Here is a 23403-nt window from a genome sequence, read left to right on the forward strand (position 1 = left end):
AGTCTTGCAGAAACGTCGTCTCGGTCAAACCGACCTGTCCATCGCGCCGCTGGTTCTGGGCGGCAACGTCTTCGGCTGGACCGCCGACGAGAAAACCTCTTTCGACCTGCTCGACCGCTTCGTCGGCGCCGGTCTCAACGCCATCGACACCGCCGATTCCTACTCGCGCTGGGTTCCCGGCAACAAGGGCGGCGAATCCGAAACCATCATCGGCAAATGGATGAAGAGCCGCGGCAATCGCGACAAGGTCGTGGTGATCACCAAGGTCGGGTCGGATATGGGGCAGGGCAGGAAAGATCTCTCCGCCGCCTATATCGAAAAGGCCATCGATGCGTCGCTGCAGCGGCTACAGACCGATGTCGTCGATCTCTATCTGTCGCACTGGCCGGACTCGACCACCCCCTACGAGGAAACGCTCGGCGCCTACCAAAAACTGCTCGCCAAGGGCAAGATCCGCCATGTCGGCGCTTCCAATCTCGACGGCGGCCAGTTGCGCGCCGCGCTCGACGTGGCAAGCCTGCGGGGCCTGCCGCGCTATGCGGTGCTGCAGCCGGAATACAATCTCTATGATCGCGCCTCCTTCGATGGGCCGCTGCGCGATCTGTGCATGGCCGAGGATATCGGCGTCATCGGCTATTTCAGCCTCGCCAAAGGGTTTTTGAGCGGCAAATACCGCAGCGAAGCCGATCTCGGCAAAAGCGCGCGTGGCGACGGCGTGAAGGGCTATCTCAACGGGCGCGGCATGCGCATCCTGGCAGCACTCGACGCCGTGTCGACGCGTCACGCGGCCAAGCAGGCGGAAGTGGCGCTCGCCTGGGTGATCGCGCGGCCCGGCGTAACGGCGCCGATCGCCAGCGCCACGACGCTGGACCAGGTCGATAGCCTCGCCCGCGCCGCATCATTGAAGCTCAGTCCGGACGATATCGCTGAGCTCGACAGCGCGAGCGCATAGACGCCAGCGCGAAGCGGCGGCTTGATCAACAGCAGCCAAGGACCGTGCGCGGCCTGCGCCGGAAGGCTCCCTGCACGATCGTTCAAGACGCCCTGGTCTGTCCTGCCATACCATTGCCCGCATCGCGCCTGGATACTGGTATACAGATGTCCGAACTGGTCTTTTCCCATCCGGAACTATGGCAGCAATTGCTCGCACTTGTGCTGGCATCGGCGGTCGTGATGGGTAGTCCGGGGCCGGCGACGATAAGCGTCACCGCCGTTGGCGCCGCCTTCGGTCTGCGCGATTCGCTCCGCTACGCCTCGGGCATCATTCTTGGGACGGTCGCCGTGCTTTTGGTCGTGGCGACGGGCATTACGGCCATCCTTGCCTCTGTGCCGAAGCTTACACCGCTCCTGGCGCTGGCATCCGCAGCCTACATCCTCTACCTCGCCTTCAAGATAGCAACGGCTCCGCCTCTGGCAGCGCGTACCGGCGGGGCGGCACGTCCCACATTCCTCGGCGGGTTTCTTCTGGCCGTCGCCAACCCGAAAGCCTATGTGGCGATTGCCGCCGTATTTGCCGGCACGTCGTCCGCCGGTGAGCTCGATGCAGGGCTCAAGCTGGCGGTCCTCGCTTCGATGATCGTCGCCATCCATGTCCTGTGGCTTCTCGCCGGAGCAGCGTTTGCGCGCTTCCTGCGCAAACCGCTGGCCTCACGGATCATCAATCTGACGTTCGCGGCGACACTGGTTTTGACAACGGCGCTGGCTGTGATTCCCTAGGGGATACTGCCGACCAAGCAGATGGTTCAGGCCGGGGTATCGGAGCCAAGTTCCCTCAGCCGCTTTACCGCCGTCGGCGGCATTGGCGGCGGGTTTGGCGCCTGGGACGCCTCGATGAGCAGCTGGTCACAGGCGGCTTCCGTCTCGCCGATCAGCCGTTCCATGAATTCCTCCTTGCCCAACCCCGCCGGGATCGGCGGCAGGAAGCGCGCCTTGATCGTGCCGGGATAGCGCAGGAATTTCCGGCGCGGCCAGTAGAGGCCGGCAACATGGGCGACCGGCACCACGGGAATGCCAAGCTGGGTATAGAGCTCGACGATGCCGTATTTATAGGCCGGCTCGTCGCCCGGCGCCCGGCGCGTGCCCTCGGGATAGATGATCAGCTGGCGGGGATTGCGCGCCAGCTCCTGCCTAGTCGCGGCGACCACCGCTTTCAGCGCCTTCGAGCGGCTGCCGCGGTCGACCGGGATCATCCGCATTTTCAAAATGTACCAGCCGAAGAACGGGATCCAGGTCAGTTCCCGCTTCAGGATGTAGATCGGATCTTGCAGGAGGGGGAAGAAGGCGATCGCGTCCCAGAAGGATTGGTGCTTCGGCGCCAGGATGAAGGAACCCTCGGGCAGGTTTTCCTGGCCGGTGATCTCGCTTTTGGTGCCGGCGATCTTGTCATAGAGCCACATGCTGGTGCGCGACCAGAATTTCGGCACAAACCAGGCGCGGTGGCGCGGCGACAGAAAATAGTACGGGGTCCAGAGGACCATCTGGACGATCAGATTGACGTAGAAGACGAGGTTGAACGCCAGCGAGCGAATAAGGAGCATGTGGGAAGTGCCCGGTGAGGAGGTGTGCGTTGGTTACACCAAGCGCGAGCAAAAAGGAAACGATGCGAGATCGATCCGACTTGATGAACCCGCTATCCGTTCGTCAGGCCTGCCACGTCGCTTGCACCAGCCGCTTCTTCAGGCGTGGGGCGGCGAAATCGAGGAACGCGCGCAGTTTCACCGGCAGTAGACCCTGGCCGGCATGCACGAGACTGACCGACCATGGCTGCGGCTCGAATGCCTCCAGCACGGTGCGGAGCGTGCCGGACCGCACCGCAGCAGTGATCTGGTAGGAAAGCACCCTCGTCATCCCGGCGCCGGCAATCGCGGCATCGATCGCCGCTTCCGCGGTGTTGACCCGAAGCCGTGAGCGGATCGGAACAGTGAGGTCGCTCTTGCCGGTGGAAAAAGTCCATGCGGCAGGAGCGGTGAGCCCTTCGAAGGTGACGCAGCTGTGTGCCGCGAGGTCTTTCGGCGTCTTTGGCATGCCGTGCTCGGCCAGATAGGCCGGGCTCGCGCAAACAACGCGCCGGATCGAGCCGATGCGGGTGGCCACCAGGCTCGAGTCGGGAAGCTCGCCGATGCGGACGGCGAGATCGATGTGCTCCTCGGTCAACTGGGTTATCCGGTCGGCGAGCATCAGGCGGATAGCCACGTCGGGGTAGGCGGCAAGGAAGCCGGTGACGACCGGCAGCACATGCAGGCGGCCAAAGACGATCGGCGCGGTGATGATCAGATCGCCCGTCGGGGCGCTGTATTCGCCGGCGGCGGCACGCTCGGCCTCGCCGACCTCGTCGAGAATACGATGGCAGGCAGCGAGGTAGGCGTGACCCGCGTCGGTCAGCGTCAGCTGCCGCGTCGAGCGGTTCAGGAGACGCGTCTTCAGATGCCGCTCCAGGTCGGAGACTTTGCGGCTGACCGTTGCAAGCGGGATGCTAAAACGGCGTCCGGCGGCCGAAAGGCTGCCGGCCTCCACCGCGGCGACGAAAAGCGACATGGCCTCGAGGCGATCCATACTTCTCCCGGAAATTGGAAGGATCAATTGCAAATATGACAGCTACATCCGAATGATGGAAGGGGCCATGTTTTGGCGGCGAAGCTGATCAATGAGAAGGAATGCCGATGCCCCGTATCCCTGCGCCCGCGTCCATAGAGGCCGCGCCTGCTGTGTCGCAGCCGATGTTACATGCCGTCGAGAAGCAACTCGGCGTCGTGCCAAACCTCTTCAGGCTTGTTTCCAATAGCCCGGCTGCGCTTGAAGGCTATCTCAGTCTGTCCGGAGCGCTTGCCAAAGGCCGCCTGCCCGCGCCGACGCGCGAGCGCATCGCTCTGGCGGTCGCCGAGATCAATGGCTGCAGCTACTGCCTTTCCGCCCACACCTATCTCGGCAAGAACCTCGCCAAGCTTGACGATGCCGAGATGGTCGCCAATCGCGGCGGCGGGTCCAACGACCCCAAGGCCGCCGCAGCGGTGCGTTTCGCCGCCAAGATTGCGCGCGACCGCGGCCATATCGGTGACGAGGATCTCAGCGCCGTCAGGCTCGCAGGCTACGACGATGCGCAGATCATCGAGATCGTCCAGCATGTCGCTCTCAATGTCTGGACCAACTATGTCAATGAGGTTGCCAGGACGGAGATCGACTTTCCTGTCGTTTCTGCCCGCAAGGCAGCCTGAATTCAGCGACCACTGTGTCGGCTTTTTGGAAAATCCGATGCTCAAACAAAAGAGATAGAGCGGCGGTACGGTTCGACTTGAAAGTCCGCCGCTCTAGCCCATCGCAAGGAGTTCCCATGTCTGAAAGCCGCCCACCGCTACCGCCATTCACCGCCGAGACCGCCGCACAAAAGGCACGCATGGCGGAGGATGCCTGGAACTCCCGTGATCCGGCACGGGTCGCGCTTGCCTACACAATCGACAGCCGCTGGCGCAACCGGGCCGAGTTCCTGCAAGGGCGCGACGCCATCCAGACCTTCCTCACACGCAAATGGGATCGCGAACGCGACTACCGGCTCATCAAGGAGGTCTGGGCGTTCCGCGACAACCGTATCGCCGTGCGTTTCGCTTATGAATGGCACGACCACAGCGGCTCGTGGTTTCGCAGCCACGGCAACGAGAACTGGGAGTTCGATGAGCTTGGATTGATGCGCTTGCGCATCGCCAGCATCAACGACCTGCCGATCCTCGAGGCCGACCGCAAATATCATTGGCCGCTTGGCCGCCGGCCGGACGACCATCCCTCTCTGACGGAACTCGGCCTTTGAAGGAGGCTTTCCATGAATGCTCACGTCTTCACCAGCGATGTCGCCTTTACGCCAACCGTCAAGGCGATCCAGGCCCGCAAAGGCTCACGTGATGCCTATGCCCGTGTCGAGGAGCGTGGCGGCTGGCAAGCCGATATCACGCCCGATCTCGCCGCCTTTATCGAGGCGCAGACCAGCGTCTTCCTGTCGACGGCCAATGGTGAGGGCCAGCCTTATATCCAGCATCGCGGCGGGCCGGCCGGCTTCCTCAAGGTGCTCGACGAGCGGATGATCGGCTTCACGGATTTCTCCGGCAACAGGCAATTCATCACCCAGGGCAATCTGGACGACAATCCCCGCGCATTCCTGTTCCTGATCGACTATGCGCACCGGCAGCGCATCAAGATCTGGGGCAGCGCGCGAGTCGTCGAGGACGACGCCGAACTGATGGCGAAGCTGTTGCCGGAAGGTTATAAGGCGCGCCCAGAGCAAATCATCCTGTTCACGGTTTCGGCCTGGGATTCCAATTGCCCGCAGCACATTCCACAACGTTTCGAAGCGGCCGATGTGGCGGCGGCGCTGGCCGAGAGGGACAAGCGTATCGAACGTCTCGAACAGGAGATCGAGCACCTACGTGGCGCCTCAAGCGCCACGGTCAAGGAATGATGCCGCTGCCGGTTCCAGAGCGGCTCAGTTCGGCGCAGCAGCCTCGGCCAGCGCGACGCCGGTTGGCGTTGGCTTTACCGGCACGATGCCGCGCGCCAGCGCCAGCAGATATTTGTTGTATTCGGTGAACAGCACGCGCAGCGCCCTCGGCTTGGTCAGCCAGCCGCCATTGCCGAGATTGCTGTTGACCACTGGATAGGGCTCGAGCCTGGCTTTGCGCAGCAGCCGGCCCATTTCGAGCAGGCTGCGCGGCATGTGATAGTTGTTGGTGACAAGGATCACGGTGCCATAGGCGTGGTCTTCCACCCACTTGGCACTTTCCTCGGCATTGCCGATCGTATCGAGCGCGGCGCGGTCGATATCGACGCAGCAGGAAAACAATTTCTTGTCGCCGCGGGTCGCGACCTGAAGCTGGCGGCGGCTGGCGGAAGGATGCACGCCGCTGATCAGCAGCCGCTCGCCCTTGCCGGATGCCAGCAAACCCATAGCGGCGTCAAGACGTGAATGGCCGCCGGTCAGCACGATGATGGCATCGGCTTTTGCCGGATTGGTAGGCGTCGCGAGACGGCTGACGGTGTTGGCGAACCAGCCGAAGCCGCCGGCAAACAGCGTTGCCAGCACGAGCAGAAAGAACGCGGAGATGCGCAACGCGCCTGCCAATCGGCTAGGCTTGGCGCGCTCGCGGGAACGCGTAATCACCAAGGGCAACTGTCCAGCCATTCCGGTCGAGTCGCGCGCGTCCATCATCTTTATCGTTAACCCCGAAATGCGGCGTTTAGTAGGTGAAAAAGCACACATTACGTTACGTTAATTCTCTATTCGTGATCACCCCGCGTCCGATTGGCGGACATCGATGTCGCTGAGATAGGTGACGACGGTGGCATGGGAGGTTGCCGCCGTCAGCGCACCGATGACCAGCACCATGAGGACAACGCCGAGATAGCCCGCCGAACCGATGGCGAAATTGCCGAACAAGGCGGTCGCCTGATCTGCCTCAGGCGTTGCCATGTTGCGCGACGACCACCATGAGAAGACGATGAAGACGAGCACCGCCGCCGCACCCCCGGCGGCTGCACCCTTCATGCCGGTGACCAGAAAGTGGTGGCGGAATTCGCGCGCGATGAAGCGCGCTTCGGCGCCGACGAAATGCAGCACCTCGATGATGTGGCCGTTGCCGGCCATGGCGCCGCGCGTCGCGAACACCACGGTCAGCACGGTTGCCGACAGCATCAGCGCCAGCACGGCGATGCCGATGGTCACCGTGGTGCGGGCCATAGCCACCAGCCGGTCGACCCAGGTGCGATGGTCGTCAAGCGCTGCACTGGGCAGTTTCGGCGTGATCGCGGCGCGCATTGCGGCGAAGTCGGGCGGGTTGTTCTCGTCTATGGTGACGATGATCAGACGCGGCACCGGCAGGTCGTCGATGTTGAGACCCGAGCCGAGCCACGGCTCCAGTAGCCGCGCCGTGGCATCGCGGTCGACGATCCTGGCGCTCTTCACGCCAGGAAATTCGCCAGCGATCTGCGAGGCCTGGGCAAGTGCTGCCTCCATGTCGAGGCCGTCTACCGGCTTGATCTGGATCGTCGCCTCGCGTGAGATCTGGTTCTCCCAGACCGAGGCGGTGTCGCGCACCAGCGTCACCGCGCCGAAGGTCAGGCAGGAGAGGAACGTCATGATGGCGATGACCAGGACCAGAGCCCGGCCGGCGATGTTTTGCGCCGGCACGATCGGCGCCATCTTGCGCTGAACGCGCTGCGTCGTCGCAGCCTTCACGGCGTGCTGGTCTTCGACATGCTGAACGGAATGGTCAGTCATAGATATCCAGCCTTCCGCCGGCCAGGATCATGCGCCGTGCGTCGACCTGTTCCATCAGGCCGAGGTCGTGGGTTGCGATCACCACCGCGGTGCCCAGTCGGTTGAGTTCGATGAACAGCCGCAACAGGCGCCGCGCCAGCGGCGGATCGACATTGCCGGTCGGCTCGTCGGCAAGCAGGATCTCGGGCTGCTCGATCAGCGCCCTGGCAATTGCGGCACGCTGTTTCTCGCCACCCGACAGCACCGGCGGCAGCACATGCATACGCTCGCCAAGGCCGACCCATTTCAAGAGCTCGGTCACGTCGGTGCGGTAGCTCGCCTCCTCGCGACCGCGCACGCGCAGCGGTAAGGCCACGTTCTCGTAGGTCGTCATGTGGTCGAGCAGGCGAAAGTCCTGGAACACGACGCCGATGCGCCGCCGCAGATGCGGCAGCTCGGTGCGCGAGATGCGCGAGCGGTCCTTGCCGAAGATGGTGATCAGTCCGCGCGTCGGCTTGAGCGACATGAACAAAAGCCGCAGCAGCGTCGTCTTGCCGGCGCCCGAAGGGCCGCTCAGGAACTGGAAGGAGCGCTCCGGTATGTGCAAGGAAATGTCGCGGAGGATTTCCGGACCCATGCCATAGCGGAGGCCGACATTTTCGAAGCGGATCACGTTCGACGACCTGAAACTTGCGGCGGCGACGAGCCAGCCTTCTCTGAGAAAAGACCATCGGCCGGCATGGTTAACCGGCGGTTAATTCTGAGGTTTTTTGGGCGCGTCACAGGGGTACCGATGGGGAAGCGTTAACCATTTCCGTTTACGCAAAAGAAACGAAGAGCGAACAAGTTCCGTAGTGCTGGGGCCATGATGGCTGAGGATCGAACCGCGCGCCCGGTTTCCGGCGAAATCATGGCCGACACGGCCGCGCCGGAACGCATCATGCGTGATCCGGGCGACGACATCGTCGATGCCGACTACGAGGTGCTGCCGCGCCGCACCGCCAGCATGGACCCTTCACCGCCGCTTTCGCGCGTGATCGCCACGCCATCGCTCGAAGGCATGGACATGCTGCGCAAGCCGAAAGCCGCGATGGAACGGCTGCGGGCGCGCGGCGGCCCGATCTTCTGGATCGCCGGCCTCAGTGCCGTGTTTGCAGCCTTCTGGGTCTCGGGCGGGCACGCGCTGGTGCGCCAGGCGCCGCTTCTTCTTGCGGCACAGGAAGCGGGCGCTGCACTCACCATTTCAGGCGTTACGTCGCGCGTCGATGCGTCCGGGCCGAAACCTGTCCTGTTCGTCGGTGGCGAGGCCGCGAATGACGGCGCCAGTCCGTCGCCGTTGCCGCCGCTGGAAATCCGGTCACCGGCAATGACAGGCGCACAACCCGCTATACGCTGGAGACATTCAACCGTTTGCTGGCGCCCGGCGAAAGATTTGGCTTTTCGAGCCGGCTCGACATGCCTAGAAACGGGGTCAGGACCGTCTTGGTCACCTTCGCCAACTAGGGCGATCATTTCTGGAAAGGCTGCCAATGCCAGTCGTGCGCGGCAAGGATATCGAGGTTCTGTTTTCGGCGTCGGCGATTGCCCGCCGCAATTTGGAGCTCGCCAAGGAGATTGCCGGACACGACTATCAGGACCTTCTGGTGATTTCGGTGCTGAAAGGATCGTTCATTTTCGCTGCCGATCTCATCCGCGCCATGCACGATGTCGGCCTGTCGCCCGAGGTCGAATTCATCTTCATCTCCAGCTACGGCGCCGGCACCACCAGCGGCGAGGTTAGGGTGCTGCGCGACATCGACAATGAGGTCGCCGGCCGCGACGTGCTGTTGATCGACGACATCCTCGAATCCGGCAAGACGCTGTCCTTCACCCGCGACCTGATGCTGTCGCGTGGCGCCAAAAGCTGCGCCATCGCCGTGCTGCTCGACAAGCGCATGCGGCGCCAGACCGCGCTCATCGCCGACTATGTCGGCTTCGACTGCCCCGACTATTTCGTCGTCGGCTACGGCATGGATGTCGCCCACGCCTTTCGCGAACTGCCGTTTGTAGGCGTCGTCAAGGGCGACGCCTAGGGTGTGCTGATATTCAGGTGAGGCCAGCCTGCAAACAGCGGCTTCCTGCGCTTACTACAGCGCCGCGCGCCTTCTTGGGCGCGCAAAGGACGCTGTAGAACTCTGATTTTGCGCATGACCTTCCGAAATCAAATTCGATTTCGAAATCATGCGCGGGCTCACGTACCAAAAGTACGCTCCGCTCCGGTTCTCGGAAGCCCCTGTTTTCGACTCGGCCTGACCTGAATCTCAACACACCTTGGTGCTCGATCCGTGCGCTGGGCTTGAAATCGCTGTATGCAATTCTTCGATGCGGCGCGCTCCGGATTTTCTCCCTGACTGCGGTTGCGGTTCAGAAAAAGTCAACTTTTCCACGGCAACATTCCGCTATGGCAAAGCTCCTGATCGTCGAGGACGATGAATCCGTCCGCACCCTCGCCGCCCGCGCGCTCGAACGCGCCGGGCATATGATCGACATCGCCGCCGACGGCGCGCAAGGGCTTGCCCTGATCCGCGCAGCACGTGGCGGCTACGACCTTATCGTCTCCGATATCCGCATGCCGGAGATGGACGGCATCCAAATGGCCAAGGCGGCGGCGTCGCTTTTCCCGGCGATGAAGATCTTGCTGATGACCGGCTATGCCGACCAGCGCGAACGCGCCGAGGAATTGAACGGCGTCATTGTGGATGTCGTGCAGAAGCCGTTCACGCTGGCCGAAATCCGCGCGCGTGTCGAACAGGCGCTCGCCTGTTTTGCCTAAAGCGCGTCGCGTCTGAAGGGATTCATGCGACGCTTTAAGTTCTTGTTTTTATGCATGTCGTCGTCCCAAAACCGCTGCGCACTTTTGGGCGACATGCATTAGAATCCCAAGCCTAATCGCGGTCAGGCGGGATCGCAGGTCGCCGCGATTGCCGGCCCGCTGCTCCGGCGCCGGCTGGCATGGAGCGCGAACATACCGGCGCCGATGATGAGGACGGCGCCGACGACGGTGGTCGATCGCGGCACTTCGGCAAAGAACAGGAAACCCCACAGCGGCGACCAGATGATGCCGGTGTATTCGAAGGTGGCGACGCTGTTGGCGGGCGCCAGCCGGTAGGCTTGCGACAACAGGATCATCCCGGCCGAAGCGACGAAGCCGCAGGCGGCCATCGTCAGAAAATCGATCGGCGTCGGCCAGATCCATGGCCTGACCAGGAATTCGAGGCTCGGATGCGTGGGGTGAGCTATTCCTGCCAGCCAGAACAGCCCGGCGACCGCTGCAGCGCCCAGGAGATAGACGCCGTTTTGATAGAACGCCATGACCGTGGATGATTCGGTGTCACCGATCTTGCGGGCCATCAACTGCGAAAAACCGTACAGAACCGCCGAGGCCAGCGACAGCAGCGCCGCCCAGTCGAACAGCCCGGCACCGGGCCGCAGCATCACCAGCACGCCCAGCATTCCGACCATGACGGTGACGAGTGTCTGCCACGCCACCCGTTCGCCGAGATAAGGGCCGGCAAGCGCCATGATGAACAGCGGCGCCATGAAATAGAGCGCCACCGCGTCGGCAAGCGGCAGGGCGGCGATCGCCAGGTAGTAGACCGTGTAGGAGGTGAACAGGATGAAGGCGCGCATCGTCAGCATGCGAAACCGCTTCGAAAAGATCGCGCTGAGCCCGACATCGGCATGAACAAGCACGAGAAGAATGGGCAGGGCGACGATCGAGCGGATCGCCATCACCTCGGTCACCGGATAGGTGCTCGATACGGCCTTGATCAGCGGGTCCTGGAGCGAGAACACCAGAACGCCGAGGCAAAGGCTTGCCATGCCGAAAACGATCCGGTTCTGCATGTCGTTCGACGGCTCCTTGCGTGTGCGGCCCGAGAGCTGGGCCTGGAAATTTTTGGTTTATGCATGTCGTTGCCCCAAAACCGCTGCGCACTTTTGGTCGACATGCATCAAAAAGAACCCGCCACCGTTTCGGGCAGCGGGTACGAGTGAGGACTCTAGATTGGTCCGCGGCCGATTTCGCAGCCGCATATCCAATGGGTGAAGCGACTATTATCCGCCGTTTGACATGTTGCAAACGAATTGGAATGATACCAGCAATCAGATTTTCTTATGGCGGACAAATGAAGCCCACGCTTGACAGCGATCTGCTGCGCACCTTCGTCGCGGTTGCCGACACCGGCAATTTCACCAAGGCAGCGGAGCAGGCCGGCCGTACCCAATCGGCGGTTTCGATGCAGATGAAGAAGCTCGAAGATGTGGTCGGCGACAGCCTGTTCGAGCGCGGCTCGCGTGGTGTGGCGCTGACGCGCCGCGGCGGCGAGCTCATCGTCAACGCCCGACGGATCGTATCGCTGCTGGACGAGACGGCGGCATCGATGGTCGCGGCGCCGCTTGGCGGGCCGGTGCGCATCGGCATTCCCGAGGAATATGGCCACGCGATTCTGTCGCGCGCGCTCGGCGCCTTTGCCAAGCGCCATCCTCAGGTCGACATCACCGTCCGCTACGCGCATTCCGGTGCGCAGATCGCGGCGCTCGCCGCCGGCGAGCTCGATCTGGCGGTGGTGTTCGAATGGCAGGATCTGTCCGGCGGTGAGGTGCTGATGCATGACCCGACCGTGTGGGTGACGTCAGAGCTGCATCACATGCATGAGGAGCGGCCGGTGCCGATCGCACTCTACAACCGTGCCGGCTGGTGCAAGGATTTCGCCATCAAGTCGCTGGAACAGCGCGGTCTCGCCTATCGTGTCGCCTATACCAGCGATACCAATGGCGGCCTGCGGCTCGCTGTCACCTCCGGACTGGCGATCGCGCCGATCTCGCGCAGCAACATCCCGGCCGGCTGCCGCGAACTTACGGCAGCCGATGGGTTCGGCGACATTGATTCCTCGAACGTGGTGCTGCGGCGCAATCCGAACGCCTCCGGCGAGGCCATCGACGGCATGCAAGAGGCGATCCGAGAGGCGTTCACCAACCGCTAGTGGTATGCGCCTAACATAAGAGTCCAGCTTGGGATTCCCTTTGTCGCGTGCGCATGCGAGTCGTCGGCATGCGTACAGGAATATCCCTCACCGTTTCGCCGACCGATCGCCAGCGCCTGGCAGCGCTGATCAAGGATCGCAATGCGCCCCAGAAGCACGTCTGGCGCGCCGAGATCACTCTGTCAGTTGATCAAGAAAACGACCGCCCCGAACGATTCGAACTATCACGCGAATCGCGGCAGCAATCTTCGACGCGGGAGGCTACAAGGACGGTGCCGAGCGTGAAAGTGCCTGGCTCCCGAAAAATGTACTGGCGTTGGCGAAAGAACGCTCATCAAAGAAATGTCGATGCGATTTTGCTCGTTCAAAAGATATCGAGTTTTTCATTAACTGACTAAGGAGGGCCGGATACCTTGCCTCAGCCTGATCCCGGGCGTCTTGTTTTTTCTATGTAGTATACGGTTATTTACGTTGCCAAAGGTCAGGCAAAGCGCCAACGTCACTGCGGGGATCGGATTTCGTGGACAAATTTGGCAAAGAGGGGATTGCAAAATGACCACCCGACGAAACCTTCTCCTAGCCGCCTCGGCTCTCGCCGCGACAGCGGCGTCGCTGAAGTTGCGGCCTGCCGAGGCGGCCGACGACATTGCCGACTTCCTGTTCGTCCAGACCGCCGATGCGATGACCTACGACAAGGCAACGAACAAGCTGACGCTCGTGGATATTGCGACCTCGACGCTGTTCTTCACGGATCGGCCGGAGCGCGTCGCCGGCAATATGAAAACGGCGGCCTTCGTCCCGTTCTGGAGCACAGGTAAGGACAGCTTCCTGTCCGACCCGCCGAACGCAGACCTGTCGATCATTGAGGGCGAGGAACTCAGGCAGGTCGTGGTCGTCCTCAAGGACCCACAACTGAACGGCAGCGACCTCACTTATACGGTCCAACTCGTCGACGGAGAGATGCCCGACAAGGGCTCCGAGGTGTCGGTCTTCATCGACATCATCGGCATGCCGCTGACGCCGCTATCGTATGCTGGGGTGGCAAGGCGATCGTTCAGGCGGGCGGTGCTCTATTGATCCTGAAAACCGAGCGGGCAGTTCGAAGGCCTTTTTAGCAACTATCAGTCGTCGGACAGATCACTGGGCCTGGGAAAGTCTGGAGGATGAAATGAACGTGTCACGTCGCACAGTTTCGCTCGGCGGCTTAGGCCTGCTTGCCGCTACGTCGCTAAGACCGACGGCGGGCAATGCCGAAGGTTTCGTTGCAGATCTGATCGGGGGTTCAGACGAATTCGGCTTAGCGGTCGAAGCCTACACCTATGGCTACCCGCTGATCACCATGGAGATGACCCGCCGCGTCGTCACCAACGTCGCGAAACCCAAGGGCACCAAGGGCCCAATGGGCCACGTCATCAAGCTTCGCGCGTATCCGGACGCTAGTTTCACCGACGTGACCGCTCCCAATGCGGACACCCTTTACACCACCGCATTCGTGGACGTGGGGAAGGAGCCATGGGTCGTCAGCCTTCCGGATATGGCGGATCGTTACGCTCTGTTCCCAATGCTTGACGGTTGGACGACAGTGTTCGACGTTCCTGGCAAACGCACGACAGGGACGGGCGCGCAAACCTACGCAATCACCGGACCCGGCTGGGAGGGCAAGCTCCCCGACGGCGTCAAGGAATACAAGTCGCCAACCAGTTTGGTCTGGCTGCTGGGTCGCATCTATTGCACCGGCACCAAGGAGGACTATGCCGAAGTGCATAAGCTGCAGGATGAGGTGAAGCTCGTTCCTCTGAGCGCCTACGGCACCGACTGGACTGCGCCGGCCGGCAAGGTCGATTCGTCGATCGACATGAAGACCGCTGTTCGTGAGCAGGTCAATGCGATGGATGCTGTCGAGTACTTCACGCTCCTGTGTGAGCTGATGAAGACCAATCCTCCAACGGAGGCGGATGCGCCGATGGTCGAGAAAATGGCCCAGATCGGCATTGTGCCCGGTCAGGATTTCGACAAGAGCAAATTCGATCCGTCGTTTGCGAAGCGTATCCCTCAGGTCGCTTTCGATCGCATCATGCTGCACTTCAAGTTCAGTGACGGCGACGTGAAGGATATCAACGGGTGGGGTTACACGACCAAGACGGGCATCTATGGTACGAACTATATTCAGCGCGCCCTGGTCACGGCAATCGGGCTCGGTGCAAATCGTCCCCAAGACGCCGTGTATCCGACTTCGATGAAGTCCCACAGCGGCCTTATCAGCCGCGCCTATTCGGGCACGGAGAAATACGTCCTGAAGTTCAAGAAGGGGAAGCTGCCTCCGGTCTCGGGCTTCTGGTCGCTGACTATGTACAACGAGAAGTATTTCTTCGTCGACAACCCGCTCAATCGCTATTCCATCAGCGCCCGCCAACCGCTGCAGGCGAACGCTGACGGCTCGGTCGATCTCTTGATCCAGAACGAGTCCCCGGGCGCTGATAAAGAGTCGAACTGGCTGCCGGCTCCGAAGGACAAGTTCGTCCTGATGATGCGGCTCTACTGGCCGAATGAAAGCGCCCCTTCGATCATCGATGGCTCGTGGGTTCTGCCACCGGTCAAGAAGGTGAGCTGAAGCCGGTCTTCGACGCACGGCCCGGGATTTTCAAGGATTTACCTTCGACCCCGGGCCAGCAACTGTTCTTCGCTGCGGCGTGATAGGCCACGTCCCGCAGAGGGCGACAAGCTGCGAGCGACAATGTCATTGGATTGAGAAATTATCGCCTGCAATGACCACCATCGTGAACGTTGGCTTCCGCCCCTGGGGGCGGTCATAGCTTCATTGCTTCGCGTAAGCTGCAACGGGTCACGACTTCCCGTTCAAATTCTCTGAGGGAAGGGCAGAGAAGGGTCGAGAGCGGTATTTCGGGTCGGGTACCAAGCGTTGGATTTTGACCACTAGAGCATCGGACCCAAAAGCCTGCCCTCGGGCCTGACCCGGGCCTGACCCGAGGGTGGGTACCGGTTTGGGAAAATCCGATGCTCAAACAAAAAGATAGAGCGGCGTCACGGTTCGACGTGATAGTCCGCCGCTCGAGAGCATGTCGCCTAATTGCGCAGCCCGGCGATGTCGGCCGCCATGACCGTGCACGCCGATCTTCCTGATATAGAGGGCAGCTTTACTTCAGCTCCAGCAGCCGCTCCAGATAGCTGCGCTCGATGTCGGGGCTGAGCGCGTTGCCGAGCCGCTTGCGGATCGCTTCGAGGATCTGGCGGGCGCGCTGCACATCGATCTCGTCCGGCACCTTCACCGAATCGCCGAAATCGGGACCTTCGGTGGCGCGCGGCCGGCCGAGCGGATCGCGGTCGGCGTTCTGCTGGCGGCCGCCCCGCTCGCCTTCGCCCTCGTCGCCCTGCATGGCCTGCAATTGCTTCATCATGTCCTTGGCGCCCTTGCGCAACGCTTCCAGCGCGCGGCCCTGGTGACCGACGGCCTGGTCGCCATCGCTGTCGCCAAGCGCCTGTTCGGCGTTGCCCATGGATTTGCCGGCCTCGCCAAACCCTTCATTGGGCTCGAGACCCATGCCTTCGAGGCCTTTTCTCAGCTGCTCGAGGTCGCCTTGCAGCTTGCCCTGGCCTTCCTGCAACCGCTTCAGCGCGTCGGCGAATTCCTGCGGCGTCATCGGCTTCGGCCGGCCGAGCGGATCGCGGTCTTCACCTGGGCCGGGCTGCTCGCCCTGTTCGCCCATTTGGCCCTGCTCACCGTTCTCGCCGAGCTGCTCATCGCGATTCTGCCCGCGCTGTTGCTGGCCGCGCTGCATCTGGTCCAAGCGGAAGGTCTCGTTCATCATCTCCTGCTGGCGCCGCATGATCTCGCCGAGCTTGTCCATCTGCTGGCGCATTTCGCTGTTCTGCTGGCCGCCCTGCTGCTGACGTCCGGCCTGCAGATTGTTCATCATGTCCTGCAGTTGCGAAAGCAATTGCTGCGCGCTGTCGCGGTCGCCTGATTTCGCCAGGTTTTCGATCTGGTCCATCATGCGTTCGATGTCGCTCTGGCGCAGTTCCTGGCCGTTCTGCTGCATCTGCGGCGCGTTTGGATTCTGTTGTGCGCGCTGGGCAAATTCCTGCAGGAACTGGTTCATCGCCTCGCGCAGTTCCTTCATCGCCTTGTCGATTTCCTCGTCGCTGGCGCCGTTCTTGATCGCGTCCTGCAGCGCCTGCTGCGCCTGGCGCAGCCGCCTCTCGGCTTCCGAAAGATTGCCTTCCTCAATGCCGAGCGCGATCTCCCACAGATAGGCGACCTCGTCGCGCAACTTGTCGTCATTGTCGGCCATCTTCAACCGGGTGCGAGCGCTCATGATGGCGAGGTAGTGCGCCATGTTGTCGAACGTGTCTTCGGGCCTGAGCGTGATCGCGTCCATCAGGTCGAGCACGCGGCTCTTGGCGTTGGCGTCGAGCGCCAGCACGCGGCGCTGCTCGATCACGGCCCTCGCCAGCGGGTTGGAGAAAGGCCGCTCCGGCATCACCAGCGTCTTGGTTTCGCTGGTTGCCGTATGGCCGGCATCGTCGGTGGCGACAAGCCTGAGCTTGATGTTGCCGCCGGCCCAGACATGCTCGGTCAGGTCCTTCGTGGTCTTGGCGGCATTCCCCTTGGCGCCGCGGCGCGGCAGCGTCAGCGGCATTTCGGGCGGGCCATAGAGCGGATGCGCATTCGGCGCCGGCGGGTCGGCCAATACGAAATCCGCCTTGGCGGAGGCCGCGCCATAGTCGTCGTCGATCTGGTAGTTGAGTTCGAAGGAGCCGTTGACGGCGCGTTTCGGCTCGCCGACGAAGCGGATCTGCGGCGGCTTGTCAGGGATCACTGCGAAGGCCCAGTTGCCGAGTTCGTCACTGCCCGAGTTCAGCGTCAGCGTGCCGTTGGCGGTCAGCTTTCCGGTAAACTGGCGCACCGTAGATGGCGTTGCCGTAGAGGGCGTTGCCGCCGCCGGCTTGGCCGCGTCGGCCTGCTGCCCGGCCGGCTCGATGGTGCGGGCGTTGCCGTCGGCGTCCGCGTAGCTCAGCGTTTCCTCGCCGGAACCGCCGGTGACGCGCAGCGACACATCGCTGCCTTCCGGAACAGTGAAGGTGGGCGCAGCCTGATTGCCATTGTCGGCGAGGGCTGGGTTGGCGAGGGCTGGGGACGTGAGGAAGACCGGCGGCCTGCCGGTGTAGGCAGGCGGCGTCACCCAGGCGTCGATGCGCGGCGGCACGGCGTCCCGCGCCGCGTGGGCACTGAACCCGTCTGCGATGCGGCCGCCCGACGGTCCGAAGGAGAAGGCAAAGGCGGTGACCAACAAAAGCGCCGCCACGGCGCGCAGCCCCCACGGGTCGCGCTCCGGCACCCGGGTGCGCGGCAGGTCGCCACCGAGGTTGCCGAGTTTTTCGGCCATGCGTTTCTGGTGCTCGCGCCACAGCGCTTGCGAAAATATGCTTTCCCTGCCGCTCGGCCGGTCGGTCTGCACCAGCACCGGGCTGTGCAGCAACTGGTTGGCCGCCTCGATGCGCCGGTCGATCTCGGCGCTGGTCGGCACCCGGAAGAAACGTAGGGGATAGAGCGCGGCAAGGGCTGCGATGCCGAACACTGCCATGAGGCCCATGCGCGCCGCGTCGGGCAGCAGAAGGAAGAGGCCGAGCCACGAGGCGCTGAGGAACAGGCTGGCGACAATGAGCAGCGGAAGCAGCAACGGCCAGCCACGCTCGACCGTCATCGAGACCCGCGTCGCCAGTCTGCTCAGGGCAAGGCGCCCGGCCAGGCTGCGATCGCTGGTGAAGGTGGGTCGTTGCGTCATCGGCCCTTCCTGCTCGGGCGGGATAACCCGAACCTCACAAATCTATCGCACCGGCCCGAAAATCGGATGCGAAGGACTCAAAGTTTTAGATGCACGTCACTCGAAGCATATCAACAAACACGGCGAAGGCGAGGCGGTTCCCGAAAACGTGAACGATACTGCCTCCATTATCGTCAGAATTTAGCCGGATTGGCGTTTGCACCGCAGACCAGCACGGCGACACGCTCGCCCGCAGCCGGCGCGTAGCGGCCGGACAGGAGCGCTGCGAACGCCGCTGCGCCGCCCGGCTCGGATATGATTCGCACCCGGTCCCAAAGCGCCGCCTGGGCGGCGATGATCTCGTCGTCGCTGACCAATATGGAACGCTCGACGAAGGCCTCGGCGATTGGAAACATCATTTCGCCGACGCGCTTCGGCGCCAGCGAATCGGCGGCGATGCCCTCAGTCGGCGCATCGACGGGCTGGCCGGCCTCGAAGGCGCGATAGAGCGTCGGTGCACCCTCGGGCTCGACGGCGATGATCCTGATGCGGCCGGCAAACCAGGCGGCGATGCCGCCGATCAGGCCGCCGCCACCGACGGCGACCAGCAGCGTGTCGAGCTCCGGCCGGTCAGCCTCGATCTCGAGGCCGAGCGTGCCTTGCCCGACAAGCGTTTCCTCCTGGTTGAAGGCGTGGATCTGCAGCGCACCGGACTTTTCCGCGAAACTTTCGCTGGCGGCCAGCGCCTCGGCATAGCGCGCGCCGCCGACGACCAGCTCGGCGCCGTAGCCGCGGATGCGTTCCAGCTTGGCCGGCGCACTCACTTCGGGAACGAAGATCGTCGCCTTGTGGCCGAGCCGCATGGCGGCATAGGCGACCGCGGCACCATGATTGCCGCCGGATGCGGCGACGACGCCGGCCGCGGGAACCGGCCGTTCGAGAAGATTGGTGAACGCGCCGCGCGCCTTGAACGAGCCGGAATGCTGTAGACATTCGAGCTTCAGGTCGACGGCAAGAGGCGGACGGCCGAAATCGGCCATGTCGACGCGCAGCACCGGCGTGTGGCGCACGAATGGCCGGATGCGCGGCTCCATTGCGGCGATGCGTTCGCGGGTGATTATATTGCCGTTCAGCATGGTCTGCTCCCGAGGTTGACATCACTTAGTAACTTAGCAAAATGGCTAAATGCAAGAGGTTGATGTCTTCAAGGCGATTGCCAACGAGCGCAGGCTGCAAATCCTCGATTGGCTGAAGGACCCGCGCGTGCATTTTTCGCCGCAGGCCGATGGCGATCTGGTCGAGGACGGCGTCTGCGCGCTGCTGATCGCCGAAAAGCTCGGCATCACCCAGGCGACGCTCAGCGAGCATATGCGGGTGCTGACCCAGGCGGGCCTTCTGCGCAGCAAACGCATCAAGCAGTGGACATTCTATCGCCGCGACGAGGGCAGGATCGCCGAGACCAGGGCGCTGATTCAGCACCGGCTGTAGCCGGTCGAGGTAGCGCTGACGGCGGAATGATCGCTCACCCCGCCGCCGTGCTCAGTCGAGATCGGCAGCTTTGCGCAATGCCGCATTCATGCGCGTCTGCCAGCCCGACCCGCTTTTCTTGAAGCTCTCAACGATGTCAGGGTCCAGCCTCAACAATATTGCGACCTTGGCGTGCTCTGATCGAGGCGCTCCCGTGCTTTGCTACTAAGTTTGGTTGCGCGTCAGGATCAGTTCTAGCCGCGGCGGTGATTGCGGCGTCTTCTTCAGCCGTCATTTCATCAAGAGCGGCCTTAGCCCGCTTCAATAAACTTACTTTTGACGGCTCGCTTGTACCGATCAATGTAGCCTTCCTGATGGGGGAGGGCGCCCGCTTCGCTCTGACATGGGCGCCACCACTTTTAGTAGCCGGTTTCGATGTATTCGACATAGCTCCTGATCTCCTCTTTGGTGGCGCGCCGGAGCGAAATGACCCGGATATTTCCGTTGCGCGGTGCCTAAGCGATCTGGTGTATCTTGTTGCCGATGAAGCCGATTCCTACGAACCTTTCCTCGCCATAATCTTCAGTCGCATCTTCAAAGATCATTGCGTTGTCGAAATCGAAAATCTCGGCAAACTCGAACGACACGCCGCCAAGGAAGCCGAGGTCGCTTGATCGCGCGCGACCGCAACTAAACGGCGATAGGGGACGACGCGTCTACCTCAGCCAATCAGGCAGCGAATCCAGCCCGATCAGCTCGTCATAGGTCTGGCGCGGGCGCACGACATGGAAACGGTCGCCGTCGACCAGCACTTCGGGCACCAGCGGCCTGGTGTTGTAAGTGCCGGCCTGCACCGCGCCATAGGCGCCGGCGGTGGCGACGGCGATCAGGTCGCCGGCCTTGAGCCGCGGCAGGTCGCGGTCGAGGCCGAGATAATCGCCGGTCTCGCAGACCGGGCCGACGACGTCGACCGTCATGCGCGGCGCCGCGGCCGGCTGCTGCACCACCGGCTTGATGTCATGGAAGGCGTCATAGAGTGTCGGCCGGATCAGATCGTTCATCGCGGCGTCGACGACCAGGAAGTTCTTGGCGTCGCCCTCCTTCACGAAGATCACTTGCGAGACGAGGACACCGGCATTGCCGACGATCAGCCGGCCCGGCTCGAACATCACCTTCAGCCCGAGCTTGGCGACGTGCTTCCTGACGATCTGGGCATAAGCGTCCGGCAAGGGAGGCGGGCTGTTGTCGACGCGGTAGGGAATGCCGAGGCCGCCGCCGAGATCGATATGCTCGATGGCGTGCCCGTCGGCACGAAGCACGCCGACCAGTTCCACCAGCAGCGCGAAGGCGTCGTCGAAGGGCTGCAATTCGGTGATCTGGCTGCCGATATGGGTGTCGATACCGGTGACCTTGATGCCAGGCAGTTCAGCCGCGCGGGCATAGACCTGGCGCGCCTTCTGCCAGGGAATGCCGAACTTGTTCTCGGCCCTGCCGGTGGAGATCTTCTTGTGGGTCTTGGCATCGACATCCGGGTTGATGCGCAGCGAGATCGACGCCACCTTGCCCAGGGCCGTGGCGCGGGTCGACAGCAGTTCCAGTTCCGGCTCGGATTCGACGTTGAAACAGAGAATGCCGGCCGAGAGCGCAAAATCCATTTCGCGCGCGGTCTTGCCGACGCCCGAAAACAGGATCTTGTTGGCCGGAATGCCGGCGGCCAGCGCGCGGCGCAGTTCGCCTTCCGAGACCACGTCGGCGCCGGCGCCGAGTTTTGCCAGGATCTTCAGCACCGCCTGGTTGGAATTCGCCTTCATGGCATAGCAGACCAGCGCGTCGAGCCCGGCAAAGGCCTGCGCAAACACGTGGAAATGCCTGGTCAGCGTCGCCGTCGAATAACAATAGAACGGTGTGCCGACGCTTGTGGCGATATCTGATATCGCCACGTCCTCGGCATGCAGCACGCCGTCGCGGTAGTCGAAATGGTTCACAACAGAGATTCCGGAAGTTGGAGCACGATGAGATCGGCCGATCTCATCGGCTCTAGATCAACGGGTCGAGAATGAACTTCTTGTCCTTGACCGGTTTTTCCGGCTCGGGCGGCACGGGCTGCTCGGCCTTTTGTGCGTCCTTGCGCGCCTGCACGGCCGCCTCATAGGGCGTCTCGAGCCCGGCTTTCCTGCCGCAGGCCGTTACGGTTGCCAGCGCCGCCAGCAGCGCGAGCGTCACCAAAATCCTGCTTGCGGTCATCGATCCATCCGTCCGAAACTTTTGCCCGCCGCTTTTAGCCGAGTTTTTCTGGCATTGCACCTAGTGTGGTGGATTTGAAGTTCCTGTCATTGATGGCATTCGCGTTAAGGAGCTTCAAATCCAAAACCACACTAGAATTCATTAATTAACTCGTGCGGCTTTTGAATCCGAAACTCGCTCGCCGCGGTGCTCCAACGTGATGCGAATTTCGGATTCGCCGCACGAGCATCACGCCTTGGCGATGTGCTTTTTCCAGTATCGGATCTGCTTCTTCACTTCCGACGGCGCGGTGCCACCGAAGCTTGTGCGGCTCTTCACCGAGTTCTGCACGGCAAGCACGGAAAACACGTCCGCCGTGATCCCTGCGTGAATGGACTGCAAGTCTTCCAGCGGCAGCCTGTCGAGCCCGATCTTCTTCTCTTCGGCCAGCGCCACTGCGCGGCCGGTGACATGGTGCGCCTCACGGAACGGCAGGCCGAGCGTGCGTACCAGCCAGTCGGCAAGATCGGTTGCGGTCGAATAGCCTGACCTGGCGGCCTTCTTCATGGCGGCGGCGTTCACCGTCATGTCGCGCACCATGCCGGTCATCGCCGCCAGCATCAGGTCGAGCGTCTCGGCGGCGTCGAACACGGATTCCTTGTCCTCCTGCATGTCCTTGCCGTAGGTCAGCGGCATGCCCTTCATCACCGTCAGCAGGCCGAGAAGATGGCCGGTGACGCGGCCGGTCTTGCCGCGCACCAGCTCGGCAGCGTCGGGGTTCTTCTTCTGCGGCATGATCGAGGAGCCGGTGGAGAAACTGTCGGACAACCTGACGAAGCCGAATTGCGGCGTCGACCAGATGATGATCTCTTCGGCCAGCCGCGACAGATGCGTCGCGCAGATCGCCGCCAGCCCCAAAAACTCGAGGGCGAAATCGCGGTCCGAAACGCTGTCCAGGGAGTTGCGCATCGGCTCGCGGAAGCCGAGTGCCTTGGCCGTCTGGTGCCTGTCGATCGGAAAGCTGGTGCCGGCAAGGGCGGCCGCACCGAGCGGGCTTTCGTCCATCCGTTCGATGGCATCGCGAACGCGCAACAGGTCGCGCGAAAACATCTCGACATAGGCCATGCAGTGGTGGCCGAAGGTCACCGGCTGCGCCGCCTGCATGTGGGTGAAGCCAGGCATCACCGTTGCCACATGCTCCTCGGCCCGTTCCAGGAACGCCGTGATCAGGCCCTTCAGCGCCTCGGCGACGCGAAAGCATTCGTCCTTGACCCACAGCCTGAGGTCGACCGCCACCTGGTCGTTGCGCGAACGGGCGGTGTGCAGGCGGCCGGCGGCCGGCCCGATCAGCTCGGCAAGGCGAGCCTCGACATTCATGTGGATGTCTTCCAGCCTGGTCGAGAACTCGAACGTGCCGGCTTCGATCTCTGCCAGGATCGTGTTCAGCCCGTGAGCGATTTTTTCTTGATCGGCCGCCGAAATAATGCCCGTTTGCGCCAGCATCTCGCTATGGGCGATCGAGCCTCTGATATCCTGCGCATAGAGCTTGCGGTCGAACGAGATCGACGCGTTGATGGCTTCCATGATCGCGGCCGGACCCGAGGCAAAACGTCCGCCCCACATCTGGTTGCTGGCCTTCTTGTCGCTCATCGCTATAACCCGTGCTCCG

The 23403-nt window shown here is 62.5% G+C and carries 25 protein-coding genes and 1 pseudogene; 13 read left to right on the forward strand and 13 right to left on the reverse strand.

The annotated features are described in order from the left end of the window. Nucleotides 1–4: 4 nt before the first annotated feature. Nucleotides 5–952, forward strand: a complete 948-nt coding sequence (locus tag AC0L14_RS26140) for an aldo/keto reductase (protein WP_473751210.1) — start codon at nt 5–7, stop codon at nt 950–952. A gap of 146 nt (nt 953–1098) precedes the next feature. Further along, a complete protein-coding gene (locus AC0L14_RS26145; protein ID WP_473636926.1) occupies nt 1099–1716 on the forward strand; it encodes a LysE family translocator in 618 nt (205 codons plus the stop codon). 26 nt (nt 1717–1742) lie between these two features. Here the strand turns inward: AC0L14_RS26145 and AC0L14_RS26150 are convergent, their stop codons facing one another. Continuing rightward, nucleotides 1743–2537 (reverse strand): lysophospholipid acyltransferase family protein, encoded by a 795-nt coding sequence (locus AC0L14_RS26150; protein WP_473488119.1) that lies wholly within the window; start codon nt 2535–2537, stop codon nt 1743–1745. A gap of 103 nt (nt 2538–2640) precedes the next feature. Continuing rightward, entirely contained in the window at nt 2641–3552 is a 912-nt protein-coding gene (locus AC0L14_RS26155; protein WP_123148629.1) for a LysR family transcriptional regulator, read from the reverse strand. 107 nt (nt 3553–3659) lie between these two features. Between AC0L14_RS26155 and AC0L14_RS26160 the strand changes: the two genes are divergently transcribed. The 3 genes from AC0L14_RS26160 to AC0L14_RS26170 all read left to right on the forward strand — a co-directional run bounded on the left by AC0L14_RS26160 (nt 3660) and on the right by AC0L14_RS26170 (nt 5443). Then, nucleotides 3660–4211: a carboxymuconolactone decarboxylase family protein gene (locus tag AC0L14_RS26160; RefSeq protein WP_473751211.1), complete on the forward strand. Its 552-nt coding sequence runs from the start codon at nt 3660–3662 to the stop codon at nt 4209–4211. Between the two features lie 116 nt (nt 4212–4327). Further along, on the forward strand, nt 4328–4798 hold the full coding sequence (locus AC0L14_RS26165; RefSeq protein WP_473488121.1) for a nuclear transport factor 2 family protein: 471 nt from the start codon (nt 4328–4330) through the stop codon (nt 4796–4798). Nucleotides 4799–4810: 12 nt separating this feature from the next. Beyond that, a complete protein-coding gene (locus AC0L14_RS26170; protein WP_473751212.1) occupies nt 4811–5443 on the forward strand; it encodes a pyridoxamine 5'-phosphate oxidase family protein in 633 nt (210 codons plus the stop codon). Between the two features lie 24 nt (nt 5444–5467). Here AC0L14_RS26170 and AC0L14_RS26175 read toward each other — a convergent pair whose 3' ends face one another. From AC0L14_RS26175 to AC0L14_RS26190, 4 genes are all read right to left on the reverse strand, one after another. Continuing rightward, a complete protein-coding gene (locus AC0L14_RS26175; RefSeq protein ID WP_473751213.1) occupies nt 5468–6190 on the reverse strand; it encodes a YdcF family protein in 723 nt (240 codons plus the stop codon). A 78-nt stretch (nt 6191–6268) separates the two neighbouring features. After that, nucleotides 6269–7258, reverse strand: a complete 990-nt coding sequence (locus AC0L14_RS26180) for a cell division protein FtsX (protein ID WP_473751214.1) — start codon at nt 7256–7258, stop codon at nt 6269–6271. After that, nucleotides 7251–7910 carry a cell division ATP-binding protein FtsE gene (gene ftsE, locus AC0L14_RS26185; RefSeq protein ID WP_010911739.1) on the reverse strand — a complete coding sequence of 220 codons (660 nt, stop codon included), beginning with the start codon at nt 7908–7910 and terminating at the stop codon, nt 7251–7253. Before ftsE ends, AC0L14_RS26180 begins: the two co-directional genes overlap by 8 nt. A gap of 302 nt (nt 7911–8212) precedes the next feature. After that, nucleotides 8213–8749 (reverse strand): hypothetical protein, encoded by a 537-nt coding sequence (locus tag AC0L14_RS26190; protein WP_473751215.1) that lies wholly within the window; start codon nt 8747–8749, stop codon nt 8213–8215. A gap of 17 nt (nt 8750–8766) precedes the next feature. On the opposite strand from AC0L14_RS26190, the gene hpt reads away from it, so the two are divergent. Together hpt and AC0L14_RS26200 are read left to right on the forward strand one after the other, a co-directional pair. Further along, nucleotides 8767–9309, forward strand: a complete 543-nt coding sequence (gene hpt / locus AC0L14_RS26195; protein WP_123148635.1) for a hypoxanthine phosphoribosyltransferase — start codon at nt 8767–8769, stop codon at nt 9307–9309. 368 nt (nt 9310–9677) lie between these two features. Continuing rightward, the gene (locus AC0L14_RS26200) at nt 9678–10049 is read left to right on the forward strand and encodes a response regulator (RefSeq protein WP_473636932.1); all 372 of its coding nucleotides are present in this window, start codon (nt 9678–9680) and stop codon (nt 10047–10049) included. Between the two features lie 122 nt (nt 10050–10171). Here AC0L14_RS26200 and AC0L14_RS26205 read toward each other — a convergent pair whose 3' ends face one another. Beyond that, entirely contained in the window at nt 10172–11122 is a 951-nt protein-coding gene (locus tag AC0L14_RS26205) for a DMT family transporter (protein ID WP_473751216.1), read from the reverse strand. A gap of 281 nt (nt 11123–11403) precedes the next feature. On the opposite strand from AC0L14_RS26205, the gene AC0L14_RS26210 reads away from it, so the two are divergent. From AC0L14_RS26210 to AC0L14_RS26225, 4 genes and pseudogenes are all read left to right on the forward strand, one after another. Next, entirely contained in the window at nt 11404–12261 is an 858-nt protein-coding gene (locus AC0L14_RS26210; protein ID WP_473751217.1) for a LysR family transcriptional regulator, read from the forward strand. A gap of 68 nt (nt 12262–12329) precedes the next feature. Beyond that, a pseudogene (locus tag AC0L14_RS26215) lies at nt 12330–12443 on the forward strand (IS630 family transposase); the annotation flags it as partial. Nucleotides 12444–12813: 370 nt separating this feature from the next. Next, entirely contained in the window at nt 12814–13338 is a 525-nt protein-coding gene (locus tag AC0L14_RS26220) for a hypothetical protein (protein WP_473751218.1), read from the forward strand. A gap of 91 nt (nt 13339–13429) precedes the next feature. After that, on the forward strand, nt 13430–14872 hold the full coding sequence (locus tag AC0L14_RS26225) for a DUF1254 domain-containing protein (RefSeq protein ID WP_473751219.1): 1443 nt from the start codon (nt 13430–13432) through the stop codon (nt 14870–14872). 544 nt (nt 14873–15416) lie between these two features. Here AC0L14_RS26225 and AC0L14_RS26230 read toward each other — a convergent pair. Together AC0L14_RS26230 and AC0L14_RS26235 are read right to left on the reverse strand one after the other, a co-directional pair. Beyond that, entirely contained in the window at nt 15417–18065 is a 2649-nt protein-coding gene (locus AC0L14_RS26230) for a TIGR02302 family protein (protein WP_473529016.1), read from the reverse strand. A 173-nt stretch (nt 18066–18238) separates the two neighbouring features. Next, entirely contained in the window at nt 18239–19180 is a 942-nt protein-coding gene (locus AC0L14_RS26235; protein ID WP_473751220.1) for a threonine/serine dehydratase, read from the reverse strand. A 49-nt stretch (nt 19181–19229) separates the two neighbouring features. Between AC0L14_RS26235 and AC0L14_RS26240 the strand changes: the two genes are divergently transcribed. After that, complete coding sequence (locus AC0L14_RS26240; RefSeq protein ID WP_192365059.1) at nt 19230–19532, forward strand: ArsR/SmtB family transcription factor; 303 nt, start codon at nt 19230–19232, stop codon at nt 19530–19532. A 51-nt stretch (nt 19533–19583) separates the two neighbouring features. Here the strand turns inward: AC0L14_RS26240 and AC0L14_RS26245 are convergent, their stop codons facing one another. Further along, nucleotides 19584–19688: a BrnA antitoxin family protein gene (locus AC0L14_RS26245; RefSeq protein ID WP_473751221.1), complete on the reverse strand. Its 105-nt coding sequence runs from the start codon at nt 19686–19688 to the stop codon at nt 19584–19586. A gap of 89 nt (nt 19689–19777) precedes the next feature. Between AC0L14_RS26245 and AC0L14_RS26250 the strand changes: the two genes are divergently transcribed. After that, on the forward strand, nt 19778–20185 hold the full coding sequence (locus AC0L14_RS26250) for a hypothetical protein (RefSeq protein ID WP_473751222.1): 408 nt from the start codon (nt 19778–19780) through the stop codon (nt 20183–20185). 42 nt (nt 20186–20227) lie between these two features. Here the strand turns inward: AC0L14_RS26250 and lysA are convergent, their stop codons facing one another. From lysA to argH, 3 genes are all read right to left on the reverse strand, one after another. Then, nucleotides 20228–21496, reverse strand: a complete 1269-nt coding sequence (gene lysA, locus AC0L14_RS26255; RefSeq protein ID WP_473751223.1) for a diaminopimelate decarboxylase — start codon at nt 21494–21496, stop codon at nt 20228–20230. 52 nt (nt 21497–21548) lie between these two features. Next, nucleotides 21549–21755, reverse strand: coding sequence for a lipoprotein (locus AC0L14_RS26260; RefSeq protein WP_095493413.1), 207 nt, complete (start codon nt 21753–21755; stop codon nt 21549–21551). 228 nt (nt 21756–21983) lie between these two features. Further along, nucleotides 21984–23384 carry an argininosuccinate lyase gene (argH, locus tag AC0L14_RS26265; protein WP_473751224.1) on the reverse strand — a complete coding sequence of 467 codons (1401 nt, stop codon included), beginning with the start codon at nt 23382–23384 and terminating at the stop codon, nt 21984–21986. Nucleotides 23385–23403: the final 19 nt, after the last annotated feature.

It is taken from the genome of Mesorhizobium sp. WSM4841 (assembly GCF_055811515.1).